The organism is Halomonas sp. BDJS001 (assembly GCF_026104355.1).
Classification (GTDB): Bacteria; Pseudomonadota; Gammaproteobacteria; order Pseudomonadales; family Halomonadaceae; genus Vreelandella.
The window spans coordinates 3,236,541-3,258,382 of record NZ_CP110535.1; the positions used below are offsets into that span (position 1 = coordinate 3,236,541).

The following is a 21,842-nucleotide window of genomic DNA, read 5'->3' on the forward strand; positions in this document are numbered from 1 at the left end:
AGCGTACTTATCGTCGGCGGCTTTTAGCTTATTAAGAACTAGAACTCATCCCATTCATCGGCGGCCTCTTTTTTGCTTTGCGTCACATGAGGGCGCGGCGCGAGATCACTGCGACCGCCGACCTGTTGCTGCTGTGAGGCGCCCTTATGCGTCATCGCAACAGCGCTGGCAGTGTTCTCATCAATGCGGAAGGTCGCCATCAAGTCGGCCAGCTCGCGGGCCTGCCCCTCTAGCGAGCTAGCGGCCATGCTGGTTTGCTGCACGAGTGCCGCGTTTTGCTGGGTGACCGAGTCCATTTCGGTAAGGGCAGCATTAATCTGCTCAATGCCACTATTTTGCTCCCGCGTCGCGGTCGAAATTTCGCCCATCAGGGTAGTGACCTGGCGAATAGCATCCACCGTTTGATGAATCGTCTGGCCACTGCGCTCCGCTTGTTCAGCGCCACCGTTAATTTTCGTGGTGGTCTGCTCAATCAGGTGGCGAATTTCTTTAGCAGAGTCAGCGCTGCGCGTCGCTAGTGAACGTACTTCACTGGCCACCACGGCAAAGCCACGGCCTTGCTCACCGGCCCGAGCGGCTTCAACGGATGCATTGAGTGCTAAGATATTGGTTTGGAAGGCAATGGAGTCGATAACGCCGATAATATTGTTGACTTGGCTGGCACTGGCGGCAATCTCGCGCATGAGTTGCACCGTGCGCTCCACCTCTTCGCCTCCTGACTCCGCCGATTGTGACGCCGCGACCGAAAGCTGATCCGCCTCTTGAGCTGTTTCAGCGTTTTTACTGACTGTCGTCGACATCTCTTCCATGCTTGAGGCCGTTTGCTGGAGAGCCGAGGCTTGCTGTTCAGTTCGTGAAGAGAGATCCTGGCTTCCTACAGAGATATCACCTGCCCCGCTGAACACCCGCTCGCTACTGCCTCTCAACGCCATCACCAGTTGTTTTAACTTCTCCTGCATAGCCGAGAGACCACTATACAACTGACCAATTTCGTTGCGCCCACGATCCTCAATCCGGTCAGTTAGATCGCCGTCGGCAATCCTCGCAAAGTGTTCACTGGCACGTCTAAGGGGTCTCACAACGCTACGCATCATTGCCCACCGAATCACCACCACCGCCACGAGTGAAATCACTAAAAGGGTAATGGCAATGCCACCAATAGTCGTTGCCAAGCGATTGAGCCGTTGAAGGACGCTGGCGCCGCGCTCCTCTGTATAAGAGATAAAACCACTCATGGCCAGATCCAGTTCGGCGCTTAATGCCCCCAGCTCCTCTTGCCTGCGTTGAATTTGAAAAGGCGCGGCCTCGAGCAGTGGCGAAATACCCTCCGTCACAAAAGCATCATAAGCGCTGATAATCGCATCACGGTGGGATGCCAGCGCGCCGTCGGGATTGATTGGCACAGCACGAAACTCATCAAAACGCTCCTCTGCCTCAGCTACCGCTTCTGTGGCCATGGCAAGGCTTTCCTGCCCTTTTTCCGGATTACCCTGGGTACTGAAACTTGCCGAACGGTCTAAAAATGTTTGCGCTCTAAGTGCGTGTACCTGGGTGCGGTTGGCTAAGTTAACGAGCCGGACGTTGGTGGCAGCCAATTCTTCAAGCGCCTGCGAGCTACTATGACTGGAGTAAAATCCAAGGCCACTGATCAAGCCAATCATAAGCACCAGTAGGGCTAACGCAGCAGTCAGGCTCCATTTGATAGAGAGGTGCTTCATTCGGTTTATTCCTTAATATTTATAGTTTATTCAACATCATATCGGCCAATATAAAATAATCTAAAATGCTATAGGGTGAATTTAGATCCCGTCCTAACATGGCCTTTACAACACCATGGCAACCCTTTGGCGGTTGGCAGATTGAGCCACGTCTACCTGAAGCCAAGCCCCTGCCATACACTCCAAGCGAGGAGCCTCGACCACCCCCTGTAAGCGTGCCCGCGATAGCAGCGTGGCCTTGGTATTGGCTTTAAGCGTACCCACCATATGCCCGTCAATATCGACACAACTCCCCTCAATATAAGACGCTACGTGGCCAGAGGCGGTCACAGAGACAGGGTGATTTGGCGCTATGAGCGTACCCTCTAAGCGGCCTTTAATAAGTACCGGCTCATCAGCGATCACTTTGCCTAGAATGTGGGTGGCTGACCCAATGCGGCTGCCACTCGTTATACCCTCTATGTTGGGAGTCGACACAGTAGAGGCATTTGCTTGGGGTGGTGAGATCGGTTCAGCGGGTTGATTGGAGATGGGCGCAGCCTCCACTGCCTGTTTTTTTGCGTTATACCAGCCGCACTTGAGGAGCGCTGCTTTAGCTTACGTCGCTTGCCATCCCATACGATCAGCGTCATTACGCCAACGCCCAGCACAATAAACCATACTTGAATGCCCATACCCTTCCTGCCGCTTTAGATGTAGTTGCCCCAGCTAACGTTATACTCGTTCTGTTATATTGCGGCGGCGTGAATAAGCCCATTCACTTGGCTTAACTCCAGGCTTTAAGACGTCTCCAAGCCGATTAAGGTATTTAATGCTCATTACCATGTACCCCAAAGGCGCTCTGGCGTCGTTCACTAGGAGTCACCCTATGTTTAACAAAGCCAAGAATGCCCCGCCTGAAAACAAGGCCGCGACGCCAATAGCACCTGATACGCGCTCATCAGCAATGCCCAGCACCGCGACCAGCAGTGCGCGTCCAAGCCTCTCCGTAATTGGGGGACATACACAAGTGGAGGGGGATATTAATAGCGATGAAGATTTGACGGTAGAGGGGCGCGTCAGCGGCGTTATCACTTGTAAACAGCATACCGTTACCCTAGGTGTCAATGGGTATATCAATGGCGATGTATTCGCCCACACCCTACATGTATCCGGTGAAGTCATTGGCAACTTAGTGGTATTGCACCGCGCGACGATCCACAAAGGTGCCCAGGTTTCAGGCACCATTGTTGCTCCTTGTCTGGTATTGGAAGATGGCAGTGTTTTCCATGGCAGCATCGATATGGATCCCGACAACGAAATGCTGAAAAGTGCCTTTAACGACGCCACTGAAAGCACAACCAAAACGGCTGCACTGAACAGCGCCTCAGGCGCTAACGCGCCCAAGACAACCGCCGATAAACGTGCACCCCTTAGTGCCGACCCAGCGGAGCAAGAGACAGCGGAAGTAAAAGCAAACGATTAAAGCGTTGCCAGCAGCATCAATGGCGCTGAGCGCACACCGGACAAGCGGGATCACGGGGTACTTGAAAATGCCGCCACTGCCCGCTTAAGCCATCAAAGGTGGAGAGCCCCTGATGGGCAGAACCTGCACCACTCAGCAGCTTGAAGGCTTCTACCGCCTGAAAGCAGCCGATTAAGCCCACCAGTGGCGCCATTACCCCACTTTCTGCACAGCTAAGCGCTTCGTCTCCGCTGTCATCGGGTGGATAGAGGCAGGCGTAGCAGGGGCAAGTTACGTCGCGGGGATCAAATACCGCCAGTTGGCCTGTAAAGCGAATCGCTGCCCCAGACACCAACGGTACTCCGGTCTTTTGTGAGGCGGCATTCACCGCATAGCGACTTGAGAAACGATCAGTACAGTCGAGCACCACATCCGCCGAAGCGACTAAGCGCTCCAGCGGCTCGCCCGCCACATGCTGATCTAATGCAATCACGTGGCAGTGAGGATTGAGTGCCTGCATGCTGGCCTGGGCAGAGTGCGCTTTATTCAAACCAATACTGGCGTGCTGGTGGGCAATTTGACGTTGAAGATTGGAAAGCTCGACGTGATCGGCATCAGCGATGGTAATGCGCCCTACCCCCGCGGCAGCTAAATAGAGCGCTGCCGGAGAGCCCAAGCCACCAGCCCCAATAATCACTGCATGAGCAGACTGCAGGCGCTCCTGCCCCTCGATATCCACTTCGGGCAGCATGATTTGGCGGCTATAGCGCAGCAGCGCCTGGTCATCCATCATCGGCTTACTTATCCTCAAATTCCTCGAAGGCGGGGATGTGTAAATTGAAGCTCTCTTTTACCTCTTCCATCACCACGTAGCTTTTTGACTCTTTTACGCCCGGTAGCGTTAACACCACATCGCCTAATAGTTGACGGTAAGCAGCCATTTCGGGAATGCGGCACTTCAAGATGTAGTCGAACTGCCCCGAGACGAGGTGGCACTCCTGAATCTGCGGCAGCTTCTCGACAGCACGGCGAAACTCATCAAAGACCGCTGGCGACTGCGTTTCCAAGCTGATCTCGACAAAGACTAATAAATTGGCCTTCAGAGCCCGCGGATCAAGGATGGCTTGGTAACCACGAATAATCCCTGCTTTCTCCAAACGCTTAACGCGCTCAAGGCAAGGGGTTGTGGATAAGCCCACTTCAGCAGCTAAATCAACGTATGAAATACGCGCATTCTCCTGCAAACAGCGCAGGATTTTAAGGTCGATACGGTCCAGCGTTCTATTTTTTGGCTTCATGGCAGGATCCAATACTGATGAATCAGGCAGTTATTAAAGGTGACCCAGGGTAACCCGTTCATGCCCCCCCAGGTCACGAACACTTTCAACGTTTTGGTAACCTGCGTCTTTGAGCGCCCCACGCACCTTGTCAGCCTGGCTGTAACCATGTTCAAGCAGTAGCCAGCCTGAAGCCGCTAAATAACGCTGCGCCGAGCTCACCAAATGTAGCAAGTCCGCCATCCCACTGGCACCAGCAACAAGCGCTGAGCGAGGCTCAAAACGCACATCGCCTTCACCTAAATGAGGGTCATCTGCGGCGATATAGGGGGGGTTACTAACGATAATATCGAAACGCTCCCCCTCTTCCACATGGTTTCCCAAGGCGGCAAACCAGTCGCTCTGTAAGAATTTGGCGTTGGCAATCCCCAGCGCTTGTGCGTTACGGGTTGCCAATGCGACCGCTTCAAAGCGCAGATCCACACCCAATACTTGCCAGTCGGGCTGCTCGCTGGCGAATGCCAGGGCAATGGCGCCAGTGCCCGTACCAAGATCGAGCATGCGGCCTGTGGGCTGGCTCACACAGCCTAACGCAAGCTCTACCAGGGTTTCGGTATCGGGCCGAGGTATCAGAGTGTCAGGCGACGTCGCTAGGCGCAGCCCCCAAAATTCGCGTTCGCCGGTGAGGTAGGCAACCGGCGTACCTTGAGCACGGGCAGCCACTAGCGCATCAAAGCGGGCCTGTTCCCAGAGGGAGCATGTTTTATCGCCCCAGGTGTAGAGCCAAGTGCGGTCACGCCCAAGCACGTGGCATAACAACACTTCAGCATCAATACGTGGCGAGCTGGAACCCGCTCTCTGCAAGCGCTGGGCGGCCTGTTTAAGCAGCGCATCAAGGGACATCAGACGTCCTGAAGGGCCGAGAGTTGCTCTGCCTGATACTCATGAATCAGCGGGCTAATCACATCATCCAACTGCTCACCGCTAACCACTTCATTGAGTTTATAAAGCGTCAAATTTATACGGTGATCGGTAATCCGTCCCTGGGGGAAATTATAGGTGCGAATGCGCTCACTACGATCCCCGGAGCCCACTAGTGAACGGCGAGCATCCGCCTGCGTCTGACGCTGGCTATCGACGGCGTTACGCTTTAACTTAGCGGCCAACAGCGACATCGCTTTAGCACGGTTTTTATGCTGACTGCGCTCTTCCTGACACTCCACTACTACACCGGTGGGCAGGTGGGTAATGCGGATTGCAGAGTCGGTGGTGTTAACGTGCTGACCGCCAGCGCCGCTGGAGCGGTAAGTATCAACACGCAGATCCGCAGGATTAATATCGATATCGCCCACGTCATCCACTTCAGGCATTACCGCAACGGTGCAGGCAGAAGTATGAATGCGGCCCTGAGATTCGGTCGCCGGTACCCGCTGCACACGATGAGCGCCGGATTCAAATTTTAGCTGGGCGTACACACCCTCGCCTTTCACCCGTGAAATAATCTCTTTGTAGCCTCCCTGCTCCCCGTGGCTTGCACTCACCACCTCGACCCGCCAACCGCGTTTTTCCGCATAGCGTGAGTACATGCGAAACAGATCACCGGCAAAAATAGCCGCCTCGTCACCGCCCGTGCCCGCACGCACTTCCAGAAACACCCCACGGCCATCGTCGGGGTCTTTCGGTACCAGTAAGCGCTTCAATTCGAGATCCAGCTCGGCTAAGCGTTCACGCCCTTCGCTTAACTCCATCTCCGCCAACTCGCGCATGTCAGCGTCGCTATCACGGCTTAGCTGCTCGGCTTCGTGCATATTGGTTTCGATCTCACGGTAGCGCTGCCAGGCAGCCACCAGCTCCTCTAACTCAGCGTATTCACGAGAGTAGTCGCGAAAGCGCTGCTGGTTATTGATCACTTCGGGATCCGATAGCAGCATCGCCAGCTCTTCAAAGCGTTCGGTGAAGCTGTCTAAGCGTTGGCGTAGCGTCTCTTTCATGCGGGCGTATCATCCTTCTGGCGGTTAACCGTGGGCGCAGGCGTGGTCTCGAATGCAGGTTTTATAGGCAACAGCAGGCGTGGAGCGGCATTCAGCAAGTCGTGCTGCTCTTCAGACGCCGCATCCCGTATCGCCTGGGTAGGCTGGTGGAGCAAACGGTTGGTCAGTTGGTGGGCCAAGCGTTCAATGACCTTAGCAGGGTCTTCACCCCGCGCCAGCCGTTCCAGCGCTTGGTCGCGGGAAAGATCTCGCAGCGCTTCGCCATGCTGGCGGTAGTCGCGAATCAGATCACCGCCACTACGAATACGCCGCTCGTGCTGCCAACTCCCCACCCCGTGTTCAATCAACGACTCGGCCTGATCAGCAGCCACCTGTCGGTGGCGACGATTTTCCTGGATTACCTCCTCCAAATCGTCCACGGTATAGAGAAACACATCGGCCAATTCGCCCACTTCGGGCTCAATATCCCGAGGCACCGCGATGTCGACCATAAATACCGGACGATGGCGGCGTTTTTTAAGTGCGCGCTCCACCATGCCTTTGCCAAGTATGGGTAAAGGTGAGGCGGTGGAAGAGATCACAATATCGGCGTGTTCAAGGGCGTCAGGAATCTCTTGCAGGGTAATCGCCGTTCCCTCTAAGGGGCCTGCCACCAGTTCAGCCCGTTCACGAGTTCGGTTGGCGACAGTAAGCTGGCGAACGCCCGCTTCGTGCAAATGGCGAGCGACCAATTCGATGGTTTCACCGGCGCCAATGAGCAACGCCCGTGAACGGCTAAAATCATCAAAAATGCGGCTGGCCATACTGACCGCAGCGTAGGCCACTGAAACAGGGTTTTTACCGATCCCTGTTTCGGTACGCACTTGCTTGGCTACCGCAAAGGTGTGTTGGAACAGACGTTCAAGCTCGCCGCCCAACCCCTTGGATTGACGCGCCTGCTGATAGGCATCTTTCAACTGGCCCAGTATCTGCGGTTCGCCCAGCACCATAGAATCCAGGCCAACCGCTACGCGCATTAAATGGCGCGCTGCATCGTTGTCCAAATAGTGGTAGGCACAGCGCGTCAGCTCATCGACGCGTAAGTTATGAAAGCGTCCGAGCCAATTGAGTACTGCCTGTTCGCCAGCCGCATCCGTGACACAGTAAAGTTCCGTGCGGTTGCAGGTAGAGAGCACCGCCGCTTCACTAACTTGTGGCAGGTCGCGCAACTCTGCCAACGCCGTTTCAAGCTGCGTTGGCGTAAAAGCCACCTGCTCACGCACGGCCACGCTGGCGGTACGATGATTTATTCCCAGGGCAAGAAGCGTCATGCGTTATGCGTCTTCGCTAGTGTGTCGGACTTTTGTCAGCCGCTCTTGAGATAAGCAGCTGCGCCATCGGTTACGGCTTGCTAAAACAAGTCTTTTGCGTGGTTCAAGCGCTGCCTACAATAATCTGTCATAAGTAGGCATAAAGTTTGCTGACCACTTTTTCAAGGAGGAACATTCTATCACAGCAGGCTATCATCTGGCCCACACCACTTTGCCGCAGGCAGGCAAGCCGCTATGCTGGGCATTCGGCCACTTAATCGAGAGACGCATGCGACCTCGCTTTTCATTATCGGGCCCTGTATTAATGGGCTCCACCTGTTCGGGCTTCTCATTAGTGAGCGCTATGTTACGGCATTCAATACTATTACCCGCGGCTGCCTCTGCGGCTCTACTGCTGAGTGGCTGCCAATCAACACCCAGCCCACAGGATGGCCCTCTCGGCACCTGGGGCGAGGATCCGATGCACAATGCGCCGCCGATCACTCGGGGGCTTGATGCTAGTGGACTCAGCACGCTACTCGGCGCCGAGCTTGCGGGCCAGCGTGGCGACTATCGCTACGCAAGCCAGGGCTACCTGGAAGCGGCTAAGCGCTACCGCGAGCCAGCGCTGGCTGAACGTGCCACCTTTGCGGCGCGCTTTGGCGATGAAGCCTCATTAATAGAGGCTTCTGCACTACGCTGGCGAGAGCTTGACCCTGAGGCAGAAGCGCCTAATCGTTTGCTGGCGGCCTTCTCACTCCAGCGTGGCGATTGGTTAGACAGCCTCGAACAGCGCCTGGATATCGTCGAAGCGGGCGGCCACGGCGATATCACCGCCTTTGCCGAGATTGCCGCGGCAGAAGAGGAGGCGCCATTGAGGTTAATTGCCCAGCAGTTGCAGGAGCATTTAGCTCGCCCTAACGCTGACCAGTTGCCACACCACAGCGATGTGCTGCTGGGCACGGCTTTGATCGAGGCTACCCTTGGCGACACCGCACCGGCGCAGCGGCGTCTTGATCAAGTCGAAGTACTCGACCCAGAATCCGCTGCGTTATGGTTAGTGAAAGCACGCTTGGCACTGGAAGTTGAGGACTACCCCACTGCTCAGCGCGCTGCCCAGCAGGGCCTGGAGCTTGCGCCTGACGATGTGCGCTTCATTCTGTTGCTGGCTCAGGCGGAAATTCGTCTTAACAATATTAGTGCCGCGGAAGTGCAGACTAACGCCCTACTGGAAAGCCATGGCGGTAATGAGGATCTACGCTTATCGCTAGCCCAACTCTATCTTGAGGAAGGCCACCCCGAACCCGCGCAACGCTTGTTGCAGCCGCTTATCGGCCAGCCACAGGTGCCGGATTTAGCTTATTACTTACTTGGCGCGATCACTCAAGCGCAAGACGATATCGATAATGCGCTGCTTTATTACCGCCAAGTTAGCGAGGGCAGTGAATTTTTACCTGCTCGCGCGGCGGCAGCGCAGATGCTGATTGAGGAGGATCGCCTACTGGATGCTCGTGCCTTCCTGCGTATTGAGCGAATGCGTTTCGATAACTACTTCTCTGAGCTGGTGATGCTTGAAGTGCAGTTGCTGGACGAGATAAATCAGCCTGCGGATGCCGATGCGCTATTAGACCGCGAGATTAGCCGTACGCCTGATGATGCATCGCTACTTTATATGCGTTCTATGCGACGCTGGGAAGCAGGCAATATTTCGGGCATGGAGCAGGATTTACGTCAGATACTGCGCACCGACCCAAACAATGCCGAAGCGCTCAATGCCCTTGGCTACACCCTGGCTGACCTTAACTTGCCTGGACGTTTACAGGAAGCCTTTGAGCTGATTGAGCGCGCCTACGAGGCCGACCCGAACAACCCTGCGGTACTCGACAGCATGGGCTGGGTCTACTTCCGTCTCGGGGAGCCTGAAGAAGCGTTACCCTGGCTTGAAAGTGCCTACACGCAGCTACCTGATCAAGAAGTTGCCGCACATTTAGCCGAAGTACTCAAAGCGTTGGGGCGTGATGACGAGGCGCGCCAACTGATCCAGCAAATCATGCAGCGAACGAACCAGCATCCGCTGATCGACGAGCTGCTTGAACGCTACCCTGAACTAACGCCGCCAGAGACACCCTAACTCTGCGAACCACACTTTTTAAGCGTATTACGCCGTAACTACCTAACACGGAGCCTGTTTATGTTGACACTGACGTCCCCTTCCCGCCGCTGGCCAATGACACGACACTCTTCGCGCCTCTGGTTTGCCGGTTTTACGCTACTCTTACTCGCCGGGTGTGCTTCCCAGGCGCCTATGGATGAAGGCGGCCGCCAGGCAGGCCAGTGGGAACGCCAGCAAGCTGAGGTAGAGGCGTTCGACACCTGGACACTGGTCGGCAAAGCCGGATTGCGTACACCAGAAGAGAATGTCAGCACCAACCTGGATTGGAATCAAACCCCCCACTATTTCCGTATGCTGATCAGCGGCCCCTTTGGCGGCGGGCGCAACGTGCTCGAAGGTCGCGAGGGACGTTTCTCGCTCTCCAATAGCGACGGCCGCTTTGAGGCAGAAACCCCAGAAGCACTAATGGAAGAGCAGTTGGGTTGGTCGCTACCCGTCACCGCCATGCCCAACTGGGTACGCGGATTGCCCGGTGACCCGGATAGCGACAACGCCAGCAGCTATCAGCTAGAAACCGACGAACTGGGCTTCCCAAGCCACCTTGCACAGGACGGTTGGGAAATTGACTACCGCGACTGGGAAAAAGTCGACGACCTGTGGCTACCCCGTCGCATGGTCATGCATTACGATGATGTGCGGATTACGCTGGTCGTTAATCAGTGGCAAGCCAGCGAGTAAAGGTAGGCTTTTACATGAACGCGCCGTTAACGCTCCCGGCTCCGGCCAAGCTGAACCGCATGCTGCATATCGTGGGCCGTCGTGATGACGGTTACCACTTACTGCAAACGCTTTTTCAGTTTATCGATCTATGCGATCAGCTTACGCTAACTCCCCGCAGTGACGGGGAGATCCACTTGATCAGTGAGGTGAGCGGCGTTAGCCACGATGACAATTTGGTCGTGCGCGCAGCACGGTTATTGCAAACCCATAGCGGCACACCATTAGGGGCTACGCTTAAGATTGAAAAGCAACTGCCCATGGGCGGCGGTCTCGGGGGCGGCAGCTCCAACGCAGCCACCGCGTTAGTGGGGCTTAACCACCTTTGGCAGCTCAACCTATCGCTTGTAGAATTAGCCCGCCTCGGGCTTCGTCTTGGGGCTGACGTGCCGGTCTTTGTCCACGGCCATAGCGCCTGGGCCGAAGGGGTCGGCGAACAACTCACTAAGGTCATGCTTGATACTCCCTGGTTTGTGGTTATTCACCCCAGAATAAGTGTCTCCACCCCCAGCGTCTTCCAAGACCCGCAATTGACACGTGACAGCCGCCCCATTACTATGGCGCGCGCACTGCAGGGGGGAGCGCCGGAGTGGCGCAACGACTGTGAAGCCGTGGTAAAGGAACGCTATCCGCCAATTGCGGAAGCCTTTCACTGGCTCGCACAGCACGCACCCAGCCGGTTGACCGGCACGGGCGCTTGTTTATTTGCTACTTTTGAAACACAGCAAACAGCACAGGCAACCGCGCAATTAGCGGAACAATACTGGCCGACATGGGTTGCACGCGGACTCAACACCTCTCCTCTACATGCTGCACTGGGCTATTTTTAGTAAAAGCCCGCTCTGGGCTTTTAGTAAGAGCCCGCTCTGGGCAGTTGAAAGCGCCCGGCTAACGAAGGGCCATTGTTGGGGTATCGCCAAGTGGTAAGGCACCGGTTTTTGGTATCGGCATTCCCAGGTTCGAATCCTGGTACCCCAGCCAATTTCATTTTATATATGGCCTAAGTATGATCTGCGTTTTCTCCCCTGATCCCCAACACTGCAAAGGTGGCTGCGCGTGTCAAAATTGATGGTTTTCGCCGGGAATGCCAATCCCGCACTCGCTCAAAAAATTGCCGAGAGCTTAGACAGCCGTATGGGTAACGCCACGGTGGGTCAATTCAGCGACGGCGAAATCGCAGTCGAGATCAATGAGAACGTGCGCGGTAAGGATGTTTTCATCCTGCAATCCACCTGTGCACCGACAAATGACAATTTGATGGAGTTGATTCTGATGGTCGACGCCCTGCGTCGCGCCTCGGCAACTCGCATCACAGCGGTACTGCCTTACTTTGGCTATGCCCGCCAGGATCGCCGCGTGCGCTCCGCACGGGTGCCGATTTCCGCTAAAGTAGTGGCGGATATGATGGTTAAAGCGGGCGTTGACCGTGTAATGACCATGGATCTACACGCAGACCAGATCCAAGGCTTCTTTGATGTCCCGGTCGACAACGTCTACGGCTCCCCCATTCTGCTTGATGACATTGAACGTCAGAATTACAGCGACCTTGTGGTCGTTTCTCCTGATGTAGGCGGTGTGGTTCGCGCTCGAGCCATCGCCAAACAGCTGAATGCCGATCTTGCCATTATCGACAAGCGTCGCCCCCAGGCTAACCAAGCCCAGGTGATGCACATCATTGGCGAGATTGAAGGCCGCACCTGTGTTGTGGTTGACGATATGATCGATACCGCAGGCACGCTGTGCAAAGCCGGTGAAGCGCTTAAAGACCACGGCGCTAAGCGCGTAGTGGCCTATGCGACACACCCGATTTTGTCCGGCCCAGCGGTCGACAATATTACTAACTCCGTACTGGATGAAGTGGTGGTGACCGACACCATCCCGCTATCTGACGTTGCTCGTCGGAGCGGAAAAATTCGCCAGTTGAGCGTTGCAGGCCTGATAGCGGAAGCGATTCGCCGGGTCAGCAATGAAGAATCTGTCAGCGCGATGTTCCACTAATTCGCTGACGATAAAGCCCCCCTTTTGGGGCCACGGAAGCGCTGTCGTCTGGTCGCGGTCGGCAGCGTATTCCTTACTTTAACTAAGAGGCAATTCCATGTCTGATTTTATCCTGAAAGCCAGCGTTCGTAACGACCTGGGGAAAGGTGCGAGCCGCCGCCTGCGTCGTGCGAACCAGCAAGTGCCAGCCGTTGTATACGGTGGCGAAAAAGGCGCGCAGTCCATCGCTGTTGAAAAAACCGCTTTCTACAAAGCGATTGAAGATGAGTCTTTCTTCTCTTCCGTCATCAAACTGATGATCGAAGGCAAAGAAGAGCAAGTGGTTGTTCGTGACCTGCAGCGTCACCCCTTCAAGCCGCTGCTGACCCACGCCGACTTCCTGCGCGTTGATGCCACTCACGAAATCACCATCAACGTGCCGCTGCACGTGACGGGCGAAGAGAAGTGTGTCGGCATTAAAGACCAAGGCGGCGAACTGCACGTACTGGCCAACGAAGTTGCCATCAGTTGCTTGCCGAAAGATCTGCCTGACTTTATCGAAGTCGACATCACTGCCGTGGAGCTGGGCACTACCCTGCACCTGTCTGACCTTACCCTGCCGGCCGGCGTCACTTCGGTTGACCTGTCCCACGGTGAAGAGCACGACAATGCAGTACTCAGCATCACTAAAGTAAAAGTGCGTGTTGATGAAGATGAAGACGGTGAAAGCGAAGGTGAAGAAGACACCAGCGCCGAGTAAGCCTCCGTCAAGCACTTCTGCTGGGGCTATGCCTGCATAGCCCTGGTGGTGCTGACATGATGTTAGAATCAAGCGCCCCGGCGCTTGATTTTTTTTGGGGCCATCGCTGGGACGGCGTCAACCATGTTTTCTGGATAGTGTTGCTCTTCTGGATATTTTTATGAGGTGGGAAGATGAGCCAGGTAACAGCCATTATTGGATTAGGTAACCCCGGCGCAGAGTATGCCGCCACACGCCATAACGCCGGTTTCTGGCTGGTAGAAGCGATTGCGCAGAGCGCCCATGCAGAGCTGCGCCCAGAAAAGAAATTTTTTGGCCACTACGCCAAGGTACGCCTAGGCGACCATGAGTTGCACCTACTCAACCCCGCCACCTTTATGAATCGTAGTGGCGCTGCGGTGGCAGCCTTGTGCCAGTTTTTCAAACTCGCCCCTGAAAACCTACTGGTTGCTCACGACGAACTCGACCTCCCCCCCGGCCAGGCACGTTACAAAACCGGCGGTGGTCACGGCGGCCACAACGGCCTTCGCGATATTATCAGCGCATTAGGCGATCAGAAGCAGTTTCACCGCACCCGCATTGGCATTGGCCACCCCGGCGAGGCGCGGCAGGTGACGAATTATGTGCTGGGGCGTCCTGGCAAGGCCGAGAGCGAAGCTATTTTTCGTGCCCTGGATGAGTGCATCGCCACGCTACCGCTAGCGCTCGCGGGTGACTGGGCCAAAGCCATGAACCAGCTACATAGCTTCAAGCCAGAATAGACGTCGCCAAAAGCCGGCTAGTCACGCCGGTAGCTGACGGCCTGCGCATCTCGTAGAATGGCGGTTACTTTTACGCCCTACCACTTTATTCTCAGGAACATTTTATGGGTTTCAATTGCGGCATCGTCGGCCTGCCTAACGTCGGCAAATCCACACTCTTCAATGCACTGACCAAGTCAGGCATCGATGCAGAAAATTTTCCCTTCTGCACCATTGAGCCGAACGTGGGTATCGTACCGATGCCGGATCCGCGCCTTGATAAGCTCGCAGAGATCGTCAAGCCGCAGAAAGTACTGCCCACGACCATGGAGTTCGTCGACATTGCAGGCTTGGTTGCTGGAGCCTCCAAAGGCGAAGGCTTGGGCAACAAGTTCCTGGCCAATATTCGTGAAACACAAGCGATTGCCCACGTCGTTCGCTGCTTCGACAACGATAACGTCATCCATGTAGCCAACCAGGTCGACCCACGCGCCGATATCGAAACAATCAATCTAGAGTTGGCGCTGGCCGACCTGGATACCGTCGAAAAAGCCAGCCAGCGCCTGGTTCGCTCGGTGAAGGGGGGCGACAAGGATGCCATTGCCACCAAGGCAATTCTTGACCGTATCCAGCCCCACTTGGCGGAAGGCATGCCGCTACGCAGCTTTGGCTTAAGCGAAGAAGAGCAGCGCCAGGTGAAAAGCTTCGGTTTTTTGACGCTGAAGCCGACCATGTATATCGCCAACGTTAATGAAGATGGTTTCGAGAACAATCCCTACCTGGATATTGTTAATGAAATCGCCGCTGAGGAAGGCGCACTGGTGGTGCCCGTATGCAACCAGCTGGAAGCCGAAATCGCCGAGCTGGATGACGAAGAGCGCTCAATGTTCTTAACCGAGATGGGCATGGATGAGCCAGGCCTTGATCGCGTGATTCGCGCGGGCTACTCACTGCTAGGCCTACAAACCTACTTCACGGCCGGTGTTAAAGAAGTGCGCGCATGGACAGTCAAAGAGGGCGCCACGGCCCCAGAAGCCGCAGGCGTGATTCACACCGACTTCCAAAAAGGCTTTATCCGCGCTGAAGTGGTGGCCTACGAGGATTTCGTATCGCTAGGCGGCGAACAGGCAGCCAAAGACGCTGGCAAGTGGCGCCTGGAGGGCAAAGAGTACATTGTCAAAGATGGCGATGTAGTGCACTTCCGTTTTAATGTGTAATCAGCAGCCAGCACACTTACGACAATAAAAGATTGACGAAAGACGGGGTTATCAGTATCATTCGCCCCCGTTGAAAGGCTACGTAGCTCAGCTGGTTAGAGCACATCACTCATAATGATGGGGTCCCCTGTTCAAATCAGGGCGTAGCCACCAAACATATTAAAAGCCCGCTAATTTTATTAGCGGGCTTTTTTATTTTATGTTGCCAAACGCTTACTGCTAAATAAAATTCACCTATTTGCTTAGATTAGCTTAATGTCGGGCGGTTTAGAAATTGCGTTAGAGCACGGGTGAGGCACTCAACATCTTTAGTACCCGCGGTCTCCCGAATCGAATGCATCGCCCATTGAGGCACTCCCACATCAATGGTGGGCACACCCAACTCGGTGGCGGTAATCGGGCCAATCGTACTTCCGCAGCCCATATCCGCCCGGGTTACAAACGACTGCACGGGTACGTCAGCCTCACGACACACATCGCGAAACAGCGCGCCAGTGACACTATTGGTGGCGTAACGTTGGCTGGCATTCACCTTGATGACCGGGCCACCGTTAATCGCCGGGCCATGGCGCTCATCGTGCTTATCGCGAAAGTTAGGGTGGAGCGCGTGGGCGTTATCGCAAGAGATCATCAGCGACGACTGAATCAGTTGAATCAGCGACTCGTCGCCCCCCTTGCCCACTTGGCCATTAATGCGCTTTAGCACATCCGCCAAGAATGGGCCTTGAGCACCACAGGCACTGGCACTGCCGACCTCCTCGTGATCGTTGGCCACCAACAAAGCGCCCTGGCTGCCATCGCAAGCAAGCAGCGCTTCTAAACCTATAAAGCAGGAGAGCAGGTTATCCAGTCGGGCACTCGCTACCAGCTCTTGCTTCACGCCCACCAAGGAGGGTGGCTGAACGTCGTAAAAGGCTAATTCGAAATCAACTATTTCCACAGCACGCAGCCCATGCTGCTCTTCTACCCACTGCGCCAACAGCTGCTCCAAAGTGGCAGAGTCGCTCTGCATTAACACCGGCGCCATTTGCGTCTGCGGATTGATCTGACGGCCAGCGTTGACATCACGATCCAGGTGAATCGCAAGGCTTGGCACCACGGCAATCGCCCTGTCGATATTGAGCAACACACTTTCCAAGCGGCCATCGGCATGGCGCACATACACCCGCCCCGCCAACCCAAGATCACGATCAAACCACGGCGCCAACAAAACACCGCCGTATACCTGCACGCCCATCTGCAGCCAACCAGCGGAACACTGAGTAGCGTTGGGCTTTAGGTGCAGGCCCGGACTATCGGTGTGAGCCCCCATCATCCGCAGCGCCGTCAATTCAGACTCAGGCAGTTGAAACGCAATAATTGAGGAGTCATTACGGGTGACGTAGTAGCGCTTGCCTGGCGTTAGCTGCCAACTAGCCTTCTCTTCCAGCCGCTGAAAACCGGCTTGCTCCAATCGCGCGGCCATATTACTGGCAGCGTGCCAAGGGGTCGGTGACTGGCGCAGAAAATCGCATAACCGCGTTAAACGATCAGCGTTGAAAGTCTCGGACATGGAAATCCTCATAACAGTAATGATTGAGTCTCATAGCGCAGGTGACCTGCTACAATACTCCCTCGACCTACGCAACTCATGGGTCATATGCGAGTCTAGGGAAGAATGAGTGTACACAAATCCGGGAGAGCTTGACTGATGAGCTTGTTTGCAACGCTTTCGCGTTCGGTCGCCCTGGCTGTCATGCTGGTTATTACCAGCCCAGCCGCCTTCGCGCAACTTGAACCGACCGATGAACAACGCCAGGCGGCAGTGGAAATTGCGGACTCGCTCCGCTACGGCCACTATGCTGATATTACTTTTGACGAAGCGTGGTCGCAGGACGCTTTCCAACGCTATCTGGACATTCTGGATGGCCAGCGCGCCTACCTACTACGCAGCGACATCGAGCCCTATCGTCACTTGGAGACGGGCATGGCAGACGCCCTTTTCAATGGCGAGCTGGATGATGCGTTTAATCTCTATAACGCTTTCAGTGAGCGCCAGCGGGCGCGCCTTGAGTCGCTGCTCGCGCAGTTGGACGAAGGCCTTGATTTCGATTTCGAAAGCAATGAGCGTTTAGAAATTGATCGTGAAGAGTCACCCTGGGCATCCCGGCAAAGCGAGCTTGACGAGCTATGGCGCAAGCGGCTTAAAAACGACGCTTTAACGCTTGCCCTGACCGACCAGGATAGCGAACAGATTGAAGACAACCTGCGCCAACGCTATGAAGGCCAACTAACACGGCTGGAGCAAACCGAGTCTGAGGATGTATTTGGCGTACTGATGGCAGCCGTTACTAGCAGTATCGACCCACATACTGGCTACCTCTCCCCCCGCCAGGGCGAATCTTTCGATATTCAGATGAGCCTCTCCCTTGAAGGTATTGGCGCCCTACTTCAGTCGGACGGTGAATATGTCAAAGTCTCCAGCCTTGTGCCTGGTGGCCCTGCAGAGCGCGCCGGCGTGCTTGAGCCAGCGGATCGCATTATCGCTGTAGGCCAGGAAGAGGGCGAGATGGTCAATGTGGTAGGCATGCGCCTCGACAACGTGGTGGATCTCATCCGTGGCCCCAAAGGCTCCGTGGTTCGTTTGGACGTGGTGCCCGCCCAAGCGGTGGATATGACCCGCTCCCAGACCGTTGAGATTACCCGCGACACCGTCAGCCTTGAAGATCAAGCCGCTCACGGTGAAGTGATTGAAGTCGAGCGCGACGGCGAACCTCACCGCCTTGGGGTGATTAACATCCCTACTTTCTACGTTGATTTTGACGCTTGGCAAGCGGGTGAAGAGGAGTATCGCAGCACTACCCGTGATGTTGCCAAGGAAGTCGAACGGCTTAAAGAAGAGGGTGTGGAAGGTATCGTACTTGACTTGCGCAACAACGGCGGCGGCGCGTTACAAGAAGCCAACTCACTTATTGGCCTGTTTATTGATCGCGGCCCCACCGTACAAGTGCGTGATGCCCAGGGCCGTATTCAGCTGTATGGTGACAGCGAAGCCGGTACGCTCTATGACGGCCCACTAGGGGTGCTGGTGAATCGCCTTTCTGCCTCCGCTTCAGAGATCTTTGCCGGTGCCATTCAAGACTATGGTCGCGGCCTGGTACTGGGCACGCCCACCTTTGGCAAAGGCACGGTGCAGACGCTTAACGACCTGAGCCATGGACAAATCAAGCTAACCCGCGCCAAGTTCTATCGTATTTCCGGCGACAGCACCCAGAACCGTGGCGTTGAGCCGGATATCGACTTCCCCAGCCTGATTGACCCCGAGCGTATCGGTGAAAGCAGCCTGGACAACGCCCTGGCCTGGGACACCGTGCAGAATGTTCAATACCGCCGCTATGGCGAACCCGAAACGGTGTTGGACAAGCTGATTGCCCAGCACGATACACGCGCTCAGGACAACGCTAACTTCCGCTATTTAGAGCGTCAGTCCGCGCTGGCCCGCCAGCTACGCGAGCAACACACCAGCGTGAGCTTAAACCGCGAGCAGCGTAAGCGAGAAATGGAAGCCCAGGAAGCCGAGCAGCTTTCGCTGGAAAACCAACGCCGGCGCGCGCTGGGTCTTGAAGAACTGGACGAGTGGATGGATGCCCGGACGGATGCTACCGAAGGCGTCGGAATTGAAGACGCAGAGGCTGCCAGTGAAGAGGAAAACGGCGAAGATGACGCACTGGCCGTTGATCGCGCCTATGTACTCGAATCGGCTGAAATTTTGCTCGACTACGCCCACCTGCAAGACACCCAGCGGCTAGCCGCAAAGCGCTAAGTACGCCGAATAAAATAAGCCAGTTAAAAAACGCCGCCTCCTGCGAAGGGGCGGCGTTTTGGTTTTAACACTCTGGCCTTAAACCTAGTTTCAACATAGCGCCGCCAGACGCGCTGGCCGGTCACCCATTTTAGTTAAGCGCCGAGTCAGCGCCGCTAACTGAACGGCACTGCCCTGACTCCCCGCGCGAATAATCTCAAGGGCCCATGCAGGTAGCTTTGGTGCAAGCCGATAATAGACCCACTGGCCTTCGCGCTGGTCACTCAGTAGCCCACACTGACGCAGTTGCGCCAAGTGGCGCGACACCTTAGGTTGCGACTCCTGCAGCGCATGGGTCATTTCACACACGCAAAGCTCTTGCTCTTGAGCCACCAGAAGCACCAACATCAAGCGCGTTTCATCGCTTAAACATTTAAACACCTGCAAGGCTTGCGGTGTATTTACTTTACCCACCATAAAGGCCCCAGACCGATTAACCATCTATGCACTGTATATAGTTTACGTCACAACCATCGCTGGCGGTAAGCACCACTCGGTTACGCAACAGACAGACACGACAAAACACCCTGACGCCATAGTTAGCATCGGGAAACAAAAAAAGGAAAGGATGTGGTGCGGAAAACTAAATGGCTCCTCGAGCAGGACTCGAACCTGCGACCCAATGATTAACAGTCATTTGCTCTACCAACTGAGCTATCGAGGAACAACGTATAGATATCAATCAACAGCAGGACAACTTGGCTCCTCGAGCAGGACTCGAACCTGCGACCCAATGATTAACAGTCATTTGCTCTACCAACTGAGCTATCGAGGAACATTGTAAGTTGTCGTGTCTAAAACAGAACCCAACCATTACCAGGTAGATTAAAAAAACCCAGCGAAAGATTGGCTCCTCGAGCAGGACTCGAACCTGCGACCCAATGATTAACAGTCATTTGCTCTACCAACTGAGCTATCGAGGAACTGCTCAAACACGGTGCGTAGTATACTCATAGAAACGTGAGGGTCAAGTATCGATTATGGATGAACGCTAGCCGCTGGTTTCCTGTATCCGTATAATGCGCCTATACATGACAGTGGTTGGCACAGCATACTTGCCGACCGCGCGACAACACTCCATTCATCCTCGTCCACCGACGACTCATAGATGACAGGTACCGATGGCGAAGAAGCTCTTCATCAAAACGCACGGCTGCCAAATGAACGAGTACGACTCCTCCCGCATGGCGGATCTGCTCGGCGAATCTCACCAGCTCGAACTCACTGATAATGAGCGTGAAGCCGACGTCATTCTGCTCAACACCTGCTCGATTCGCGAAAAAGCGCAGGAGAAGGTGTTTCATCAGCTGGGACGCTGGAAAAAACTGAAAGACGCTAATCCGAACCTGGTGATTGGCGTAGGTGGCTGCGTGGCGAGCCAGGAAGGCGAAGCCATTCGCAAGCGCGCCCCTCACGTGGACATGGTATTCGGGCCGCAAACCCTTCACCGCGTGCCCTCCATGCTGGATGCCCGTGGTAACAACCAGATTGCTGCCGTGGATGTCACCTTTCCCGAGATCGAAAAGTTCGATTACCTGCCCAAGCCCACCTCCGACGGTGCGACGGCGTTTGTATCGATCATGGAAGGCTGCTCCAAGTATTGCACCTTCTGCGTGGTACCCTATACCCGCGGTGAAGAAGTCTCACGCCCCTTCGAAGCGGTAATGGATGAAGTCATCCATCTTTCCGACCAGGGCGTGCGCGAGATCAACCTACTGGGCCAGAACGTTAACGCCTACCGTGGTGAGAACCAGCTTGGCGATGAAATCGACCTGGCCGAACTGATTGCCTGTGTGGCGGCGGTAGAGGGCATTGACCGCATCCGCTTTACCACCTCACACCCGGTGGAGTTTACCGACAGCCTGGTCGACGCCTTTGCCGATATCCCTGAGCTGGTGAGCCACCTACACCTACCGGTACAGTCGGGTTCAGACCGTATTCTTACTGCCATGAAGCGCGGGCATACGGCGGCCGAATACATCGAAAAGATGGAGCGCATCCGCGCCAATCGCCCGGACATCAGCTTCTCCTCTGATTTCATCATCGGCTTCCCCGGCGAAACAGAAGAGGATTTTGAAGCGACGATGAATTTAATTCATCAAATCGGCTTCGATCATTCATTCAGCTTCGTTTACTCCGCACGCCCCGGCACACCTGCTTCTGGCCTGCCGGATGAAACGCCGGAGAGTGTCAAAAAGCAGCGTCTGGCAATTCTGCAGGAGCGGATCATTCAGCAAACCGCACAAATTAGCCGCCGCATGGTCGGCAGCACACAGCGTGTACTGGTTAACGGCTTTTCGCCCCGCGACCCTGGCCAGCTCTCAGGTCGCACCGAGAATAACCGCGTGGTTAACTTCCGCGCTGCCAACCCCACCGAGCTGATCGGCTACTTTGTCGATGTAGAGATCACCGAGGCATTTCCCAATTCGCTTCGCGGTGAGCTTGCCTCACCTGAGCGCTATTGATTGTTTAACGCATTTATAAATGCCCGATAACGAGTGCGAGAACAGGTTGTAGCAAGGGTCTTTTGCCAGGGCCGGAAAGGGTTCCCAACAATTCCGGCATTCCCGCCATCCATGGCGGTCAGATGGCAAAAGTAGCGCCCAAGGAAGGGTTCACAGCGCCCTCGCGGAAACCTGCTCTCGGCACCGTACTGTATAAAGTACCTTTCAGTTAGCATAGATCATTGCCCCGCTTC

The 21,842-nt window shown here is 55.3% G+C and carries 19 protein-coding genes and 5 tRNA genes; 12 read left to right on the plus strand and 12 right to left on the minus strand.

Annotated features, from left to right (window positions below):
• Positions 1-38: 38 nt before the first annotated feature.
• Together OM794_RS15050 and OM794_RS15055 are read right to left on the minus strand one after the other, a co-directional pair.
• Complete coding sequence (locus tag OM794_RS15050) at positions 39-1,718, minus strand: methyl-accepting chemotaxis protein (protein ID WP_226247154.1); 1,680 nt, start codon at positions 1,716-1,718, stop codon at positions 39-41.
• A gap of 105 nt (positions 1,719-1,823) precedes the next feature.
• A complete protein-coding gene (locus OM794_RS15055) occupies positions 1,824-2,195 on the minus strand; it encodes a bactofilin family protein (RefSeq protein ID WP_265153864.1) in 372 nt (123 codons plus the stop codon).
• 391 nt (positions 2,196-2,586) lie between these two features.
• On the opposite strand from OM794_RS15055, the gene OM794_RS15060 reads away from it, so the two are divergent.
• On the plus strand, positions 2,587-3,183 hold the full coding sequence (locus OM794_RS15060) for a bactofilin family protein (protein WP_226247158.1): 597 nt from the start codon (positions 2,587-2,589) through the stop codon (positions 3,181-3,183).
• A gap of 16 nt (positions 3,184-3,199) precedes the next feature.
• Here OM794_RS15060 and OM794_RS15065 read toward each other — a convergent pair whose 3' ends face one another.
• The 5 genes from OM794_RS15065 to hemA are packed head-to-tail and all read right to left on the minus strand — an operon-like array spanning position 3,200 to position 7,740.
• Positions 3,200-3,955, minus strand: coding sequence for a HesA/MoeB/ThiF family protein (locus tag OM794_RS15065; protein WP_226247160.1), 756 nt, complete (start codon positions 3,953-3,955; stop codon positions 3,200-3,202).
• 4 nt (positions 3,956-3,959) lie between these two features.
• Positions 3,960-4,460, minus strand: coding sequence for an Lrp/AsnC ligand binding domain-containing protein (locus OM794_RS15070; protein WP_088698996.1), 501 nt, complete (start codon positions 4,458-4,460; stop codon positions 3,960-3,962).
• 33 nt (positions 4,461-4,493) lie between these two features.
• Positions 4,494-5,342, minus strand: a complete 849-nt coding sequence (prmC, locus tag OM794_RS15075; protein WP_265153867.1) for a peptide chain release factor N(5)-glutamine methyltransferase — start codon at positions 5,340-5,342, stop codon at positions 4,494-4,496.
• Positions 5,342-6,430 (minus strand): peptide chain release factor 1, encoded by a 1,089-nt coding sequence (prfA, locus tag OM794_RS15080; RefSeq protein ID WP_226247162.1) that lies wholly within the window; start codon positions 6,428-6,430, stop codon positions 5,342-5,344. The genes prmC and prfA overlap by 1 nt, the downstream gene beginning before the upstream one ends.
• Positions 6,427-7,740: a glutamyl-tRNA reductase gene (gene hemA / locus OM794_RS15085; RefSeq protein ID WP_226247164.1), complete on the minus strand. Its 1,314-nt coding sequence runs from the start codon at positions 7,738-7,740 to the stop codon at positions 6,427-6,429. Before hemA ends, prfA begins: the two co-directional genes overlap by 4 nt.
• Positions 7,741-8,083: 343 nt before the next feature.
• On the opposite strand from hemA, the gene OM794_RS15090 reads away from it, so the two are divergent.
• The 9 genes from OM794_RS15090 (at position 8,084) to OM794_RS15130 (ending at position 15,456) form a co-directional block, all read left to right on the plus strand.
• Positions 8,084-9,850, plus strand: coding sequence for a tetratricopeptide repeat protein (locus OM794_RS15090; protein ID WP_226247166.1), 1,767 nt, complete (start codon positions 8,084-8,086; stop codon positions 9,848-9,850).
• 60 nt (positions 9,851-9,910) lie between these two features.
• On the plus strand, positions 9,911-10,570 hold the full coding sequence (gene lolB / locus OM794_RS15095; protein WP_226247168.1) for a lipoprotein insertase outer membrane protein LolB: 660 nt from the start codon (positions 9,911-9,913) through the stop codon (positions 10,568-10,570).
• 14 nt (positions 10,571-10,584) lie between these two features.
• Positions 10,585-11,439, plus strand: a complete 855-nt coding sequence (gene ispE / locus OM794_RS15100) for a 4-(cytidine 5'-diphospho)-2-C-methyl-D-erythritol kinase (RefSeq protein ID WP_226247171.1) — start codon at positions 10,585-10,587, stop codon at positions 11,437-11,439.
• A 76-nt stretch (positions 11,440-11,515) separates the two neighbouring features.
• A tRNA-Gln gene (locus tag OM794_RS15105) sits at positions 11,516-11,590 on the plus strand.
• A gap of 75 nt (positions 11,591-11,665) precedes the next feature.
• A complete protein-coding gene (locus OM794_RS15110) occupies positions 11,666-12,607 on the plus strand; it encodes a ribose-phosphate pyrophosphokinase (protein ID WP_009287569.1) in 942 nt (313 codons plus the stop codon).
• A gap of 97 nt (positions 12,608-12,704) precedes the next feature.
• Positions 12,705-13,346, plus strand: a complete 642-nt coding sequence (locus OM794_RS15115) for a 50S ribosomal protein L25/general stress protein Ctc (protein WP_226247173.1) — start codon at positions 12,705-12,707, stop codon at positions 13,344-13,346.
• Between the two features lie 173 nt (positions 13,347-13,519).
• Complete coding sequence (pth, locus tag OM794_RS15120) at positions 13,520-14,107, plus strand: aminoacyl-tRNA hydrolase (protein ID WP_226247175.1); 588 nt, start codon at positions 13,520-13,522, stop codon at positions 14,105-14,107.
• A 104-nt stretch (positions 14,108-14,211) separates the two neighbouring features.
• On the plus strand, positions 14,212-15,303 hold the full coding sequence (gene ychF / locus OM794_RS15125; RefSeq protein WP_226247177.1) for a redox-regulated ATPase YchF: 1,092 nt from the start codon (positions 14,212-14,214) through the stop codon (positions 15,301-15,303).
• A 76-nt stretch (positions 15,304-15,379) separates the two neighbouring features.
• A tRNA-Met gene (locus tag OM794_RS15130) sits at positions 15,380-15,456 on the plus strand.
• Positions 15,457-15,550: 94 nt separating this feature from the next.
• Here OM794_RS15130 and OM794_RS15135 read toward each other — a convergent pair.
• The gene (locus tag OM794_RS15135; RefSeq protein ID WP_226247180.1) at positions 15,551-16,855 is read right to left on the minus strand and encodes a M18 family aminopeptidase; all 1,305 of its coding nucleotides are present in this window, start codon (positions 16,853-16,855) and stop codon (positions 15,551-15,553) included.
• A 138-nt stretch (positions 16,856-16,993) separates the two neighbouring features.
• Here OM794_RS15135 and OM794_RS15140 point away from each other — a divergent pair, with 138 nt between their 5' ends.
• Positions 16,994-19,105 (plus strand): carboxy terminal-processing peptidase, encoded by a 2,112-nt coding sequence (locus OM794_RS15140; protein WP_226247181.1) that lies wholly within the window; start codon positions 16,994-16,996, stop codon positions 19,103-19,105.
• Between the two features lie 90 nt (positions 19,106-19,195).
• Here OM794_RS15140 and OM794_RS15145 read toward each other — a convergent pair whose 3' ends face one another.
• From OM794_RS15145 to OM794_RS15160, 4 genes are all read right to left on the minus strand, one after another.
• Complete coding sequence (locus OM794_RS15145; RefSeq protein ID WP_226247183.1) at positions 19,196-19,561, minus strand: metalloregulator ArsR/SmtB family transcription factor; 366 nt, start codon at positions 19,559-19,561, stop codon at positions 19,196-19,198.
• A gap of 171 nt (positions 19,562-19,732) precedes the next feature.
• Positions 19,733-19,808, minus strand: a tRNA-Asn gene (locus OM794_RS15150).
• 35 nt (positions 19,809-19,843) lie between these two features.
• Positions 19,844-19,919 (minus strand) — tRNA-Asn (locus OM794_RS15155).
• A gap of 72 nt (positions 19,920-19,991) precedes the next feature.
• Positions 19,992-20,067: transfer RNA gene (locus OM794_RS15160), tRNA-Asn, on the minus strand.
• 198 nt (positions 20,068-20,265) lie between these two features.
• Between OM794_RS15160 and miaB the strand changes: the two genes are divergently transcribed.
• Entirely contained in the window at positions 20,266-21,609 is a 1,344-nt protein-coding gene (gene miaB / locus OM794_RS15165; protein ID WP_226247186.1) for a tRNA (N6-isopentenyl adenosine(37)-C2)-methylthiotransferase MiaB, read from the plus strand.
• The last annotated feature ends 233 nt before the right edge of the window (positions 21,610-21,842 follow it).